This is a genomic window from Amycolatopsis ultiminotia, assembly GCF_039536925.1.
Classification (GTDB): Bacteria; Actinomycetota; Actinomycetes; order Mycobacteriales; family Pseudonocardiaceae; genus Amycolatopsis; species Amycolatopsis ultiminotia.
The window spans coordinates 1-5,262 of sequence record NZ_BAAAZN010000049.1 but is presented as its reverse complement, the minus strand read 5'-3'; the positions used below and the strand labels follow the sequence as shown (position 1 = coordinate 5,262).

Annotated in this window: 3 rRNA genes; all 3 read left to right on the top strand. The window is 56.4% G+C overall.

Annotation, left to right across the window (positions count from 1 at the left end):
* The first annotated feature begins 71 nt into the window (after positions 1 to 71).
* The 3 genes from ABD793_RS42460 to rrf all read left to right on the top strand — a co-directional run bounded on the left by ABD793_RS42460 (position 72) and on the right by rrf (position 5,209).
* A 16S ribosomal RNA gene (locus ABD793_RS42460) occupies positions 72 to 1,599 on the top strand.
* A gap of 298 nt (positions 1,600 to 1,897) precedes the next feature.
* A 23S ribosomal RNA gene (locus ABD793_RS42455) occupies positions 1,898 to 5,023 on the top strand.
* A gap of 69 nt (positions 5,024 to 5,092) precedes the next feature.
* Positions 5,093 to 5,209 (top strand): 5S ribosomal RNA (rrf, locus tag ABD793_RS42450).
* Together the 16S, 23S and 5S rRNA genes form the textbook arrangement of a ribosomal RNA operon.
* Positions 5,210 to 5,262: the final 53 nt, after the last annotated feature.

Here is a 5,262-nt window from a genome sequence, read left to right as displayed (position 1 = left end):
TTTTTTGTTTTTGGAGAATCCTCGTTGGGTTTTCTTTGAGTTTGATGTGTAGTCATTGGTTGAACTGTTCATTGTTGGAGAGTTTGATCCTGGCTCAGGACGAACGCTGGCGGCGTGCTTAACACATGCAAGTCGAACGCTGAAGCATCTTCGGGTGTGGATGAGTGGCGAACGGGTGAGTAACACGTGGGTAATCTGCCCTGTACTTTGGGATAAGCCTGGGAAACTGGGTCTAATACCGGATAGGACTCTCGGGGGCATCTTCGGGGGTGGAAAGTTCCGGCGGTATGGGATGTGCCCGCGGCCTATCAGCTTGTTGGTGGGGTAATGGCCTACCAAGGCGACGACGGGTAGCCGGCCTGAGAGGGTGACCGGCCACACTGGGACTGAGACACGGCCCAGACTCCTACGGGAGGCAGCAGTGGGGAATATTGCACAATGGGCGGAAGCCTGATGCAGCGACGCCGCGTGAGGGATGACGGCCTTCGGGTTGTAAACCTCTTTCGCCAGGGACGAAGCCGTGAGGTGACGGTACCTGGATAAGAAGCACCGGCTAACTACGTGCCAGCAGCCGCGGTAATACGTAGGGTGCGAGCGTTGTCCGGAATTATTGGGCGTAAAGAGCTCGTAGGCGGTTTGTCGCGTCGGCCGTGAAATCTCCACGCTTAACGTGGAGCGTGCGGTCGATACGGGCAGACTTGAGTTCGGTAGGGGAGACTGGAATTCCTGGTGTAGCGGTGAAATGCGCAGATATCAGGAGGAACACCGGTGGCGAAGGCGGGTCTCTGGGCCGATACTGACGCTGAGGAGCGAAAGCGTGGGGAGCGAACAGGATTAGATACCCTGGTAGTCCACGCTGTAAACGTTGGGCGCTAGGTGTGGGCGACATCCACGTTGTCCGTGCCGTAGCTAACGCATTAAGCGCCCCGCCTGGGGAGTACGGCCGCAAGGCTAAAACTCAAAGGAATTGACGGGGGCCCGCACAAGCGGCGGAGCATGTGGATTAATTCGATGCAACGCGAAGAACCTTACCTGGGCTTGACATGCGCCAGACAGCTGCAGAGATGTGGTTTCCCTTGTGGTTGGTGTACAGGTGGTGCATGGCTGTCGTCAGCTCGTGTCGTGAGATGTTGGGTTAAGTCCCGCAACGAGCGCAACCCTTATCCTATGTTGCCAGCACGTCCTTCGGGATGGTGGGGACTCGTGGGAGACTGCCGGGGTCAACTCGGAGGAAGGTGGGGATGACGTCAAGTCATCATGCCCCTTATGTCCAGGGCTTCACACATGCTACAATGGCTGGTACAGAGGGTTGCGATATCGTGAGGTGGAGCGAATCCCTTAAAGCCGGTCTCAGTTCGGATCGCAGTCTGCAACTCGACTGCGTGAAGTCGGAGTCGCTAGTAATCGCAGATCAGCAACGCTGCGGTGAATACGTTCCCGGGCCTTGTACACACCGCCCGTCACGTCATGAAAGTCGGTAACACCCGAAGCCCATGGCCCAACCCGTTAGGGGGGGAGTGGTCGAAGGTGGGACTGGCGATTGGGACGAAGTCGTAACAAGGTAGCCGTACCGGAAGGTGCGGCTGGATCACCTCCTTTCTAAGGAGCACAACACATCCATGCTCCCGGGATACCCGGAACCGAGTGTGGGGTGGCTCAGGCTGAGAAACCGGTTGTGTTTCTGTCTGGGTTGCTCAAGGAATTGTGGAACTACTGGTTATCGCCGGTCGTGGTGGTGGAGGTTCCTGTCTAGTACTGCGGAGTTTGTTCTGCGTGGAACGGGGGGACGGATGCCGGGTGGCTGGGTGTTTGCTGGCATGCTGTTGGGTCCTGAGGCAACACACGTTGTTTCTGGTGTGGTGTTTGAGAACTGTAGAGTGGATGCGAGCATCTTTGTGGTCAAGTTGTTAAGGGCACATGGTGGATGTCTTGGCTTCAGGAGCCGATGAAGGACGTGGGAGGCTGCGATATGCCTCGGGGAGCTGTCAACCGAGCTGTGATCCGAGGATTTCCGAATGGGGAAACCCAGCACCAGTGATGTGGTGTTACCTGCCGGTGAATGTATAGCCGGTGTGGAGGGAACGCGGGGAAGTGAAACATCTCAGTACCCGTAGGAAGAGAAAACAAGAGTGATTCCGTGAGTAGTGGCGAGCGAAAGCGGAGGAGGCTAAACCGTGCGTATGTCAAGCTGTCAGGCGTTGTATGTGCGGTGTTGTGGGACCCATCGTGAAGAGACTGACATTTCTTCGGAGTGACGCATGAGTTAGTGGAACCGCTTGGGATGGCGGGCCGGAGTGGGTGAGAGCCCCGTACGCGAAAGCTTGTGTTGTTGTTTTTGGTGGTGTTCCCGAGTAGCAGCGAGCTCGTGGAATTTGCTGTGAATCTGCCGGGACCACCCGGTAAGCCTAAATACTTCCTGGAGACCGATAGCGGACGAGTACCGTGAGGGAAAGATGAAAAGTACCCCGGGAGGGGAGTGAAAGAGTACCTGAAACCGTGTGCCTACAAGCCGTCAGAGCCTGTGATGGGTGATGGCGTGCCTTTTGAAGAATGAGCCTGCGAGTTAGTGCTGCGTGGCGAGGTTAACCCGTGTGGGGTAGCCGTAGCGAAAGCGAGTCTGAAGAGGGCGAGTGTAGTCGCGTGGTCTAGACCCGAAGCGGAGTGATCTACCCATGGCCAGGCTGAAGCGTCGGTAAGACGTCGTGGAGGGCCGAACCCACTTAGGTTGAAAACTGAGGGGATGAGCTGTGGGTAGGGGTGAAAGGCCAATCAAACTCCGTGATAGCTGGTTCTCCCCGAAATGCATTTAGGTGCAGCGTCACATGTTTCACTGCGGGGGTAGAGCTACTGGATGGTCTAGGGGCCTTACCGGGTTACCGAAATCAACCAAACTCCGAATACCGTGGTGTGAGAGTGTGGCAGTGAGACGGCGGGGGATAAGCTTCGTCGTCGAGAGGGAAACAGCCCAGAACACCAGCTAAGGCCCCTAAGTGTGTGCTCAGTGGGAAAGGATGTGGGATTGCCCAGACAACCAGGAGGTTGGCTTAGAAGCAGCCATCCTTGAAAGAGTGCGTAATAGCTCACTGGTCAAGTGGTCCTGCGCCGACAATGTAGCGGGGCTTAAGCACACCGCCGAAGCTGTGTCATTCACACGATACATCCGCGAGAGCTTTCGGGTTTTTGTGTAGTGGTGTGGATGGGTAGGGGAGCGTCCTGCATCCGGTGAAGCGGCGGCGGAAGCCAGTCGTGGAGGGTGTGGGAGTGAGAATGCAGGCATGAGTAGCGAATGCAGAGTGAGAAACTCTGCCGCCGGATGACCAAGGGTTCCTGGGCCAGGCTAATCCGCCCAGGGTAAGTCGGGACCTAAGGCGAGGCCGACAGGCGTAGTCGATGGATAACGGGTTGATATTCCCGTACCCGAGCATGTGCGCCCATGGTGAGGCGGTTGATACTAACCACCTGAAGCCGCATGGTGCTGTCTTCGGATGGTGTTGTGTGTGTGGAGCGTGGGATCTGATTCCGTAGTAGTCAAGCGATGGGGTGACGCAGGAAGGTAGCTCCGCCAGTGAGTGGTTGTACTGGTGTAAGCGTGTAGGCTGGGACATAGGTAAATCCGTGTTCTGTGTGGCTGAGACGTGATGCGTAGCCGTTTGAGGTGAAGTGGGTGATCCTATGCTGTCGAGAAAAGCCTCTAGTGAGTGCATGCACGGCCCGTACCCCAAACCAACACAGGTGGTCAGGTAGAGAATACTGAGGCGATCGGGTGAACTGTGGTTAAGGAACTCGGCAAAATGCCCCCGTAACTTCGGGAGAAGGGGGGCCAGGCACTGTGAAGCCCTGTGCGGGTGGAGCGGTGGTTGGCCGCAGAGACCAGCGGAAAGCGACTGTTTACTAAAAACACAGGTCCATGCGAAGTCGCAAGACGATGTATATGGACTGACGCCTGCCCGGTGCTGGAACGTTAAGAGGACCGGTTAACTCCCTTTGGGGGGTGAAGCTGAGAATTTAAGCGCCAGTAAACGGCGGTGGTAACTATAACCATCCTAAGGTAGCGAAATTCCTTGTCGGGTAAGTTCCGACCTGCACGAATGGCGTAACGACTTTCCGGCTGTCTCGACCACAGGCCCGGCGAAATTGCATTACGAGTAAAGATGCTCGTTACGCGCGGCAGGACGGAAAGACCCCGGGACCTTTACTATAGTTTGGTATTGGTTTTCGGTTCGGCTTGTGTAGGATAGGTGGGAGACTGTGAAGCGATCACGCTAGTGGTGGTGGAGTCGTTGTTGAAATACCACTCTGGTCGAATTGGGAATCTGAACCTCGGGCCATGATCTGGTTCAGGGACAGTGCCTGATGGGTAGTTTAACTGGGGCGGTTGCCTCCTAAAGGGTAACGGAGGCGCCCAAAGGTTCCCTCAGCCTGGTTGGCAATCAGGTGTTGAGTGCAAGTGCACAAGGGGGCTTGACTGTGAGACAGACATGTCGAGCAGGGACGAAAGTCGGGACTAGTGATCCGGCACCTCCTGGTGGAAGGGGTGTCGCTCAACGGATAAAAGGTACCCCGGGGATAACAGGCTGATCTTGCCCAAGAGTCCATATCGACGGCATGGTTTGGCACCTCGATGTCGGCTCGTCGCATCCTGGGGCCGGAGTAGGTCCCAAGGGTTGGGCTGTTCGCCCATTAAAGCGGCACGCGAGCTGGGTTTAGAACGTCGTGAGACAGTTCGGTCCCTATCCGCCGCGCGCGTAGGATACTTGAGGAAGGCTGTCCCTAGTACGAGAGGACCGGGACGGACGGACCTCTGGTGTGCCAGTTGTCACGCCAGTGGCATGGCTGGTTGGCTATGTTCGGAAGGGATAACCGCTGAAGGCATCTAAGCGGGAAGCCTGTTCCAAGATGAGGTATCCCACCCCTTTTTGTGGGTTAAGGCCCCCTAGAGACGATGGGGTTGATAGGCCAGAGATGGAAGCACAGTAATGTGTTGTTGAGTTGACTGGTACTAATAGGCCGAGGGCTTGTCTACGAAGGTGTTACGCATCCACTCTACGGTTCTGAAACACCACACCGGTGGGTGTGTGTTGTTTCGGAGTGTTTCGGTGGTTTTAGCGTCAGGGAAACGCCCGGTCCCATTCCGAACCCGGAAGCTAAGCCTGACAGCGCCGATGGTACTGCAACCGAAGGGTTGTGGGAGAGTAGGACACCGCCGAACTCAACCCAAAAAAGGTAGTGGTGGTGTGGGGCGGGGCCCCGGTCGAGAACCCG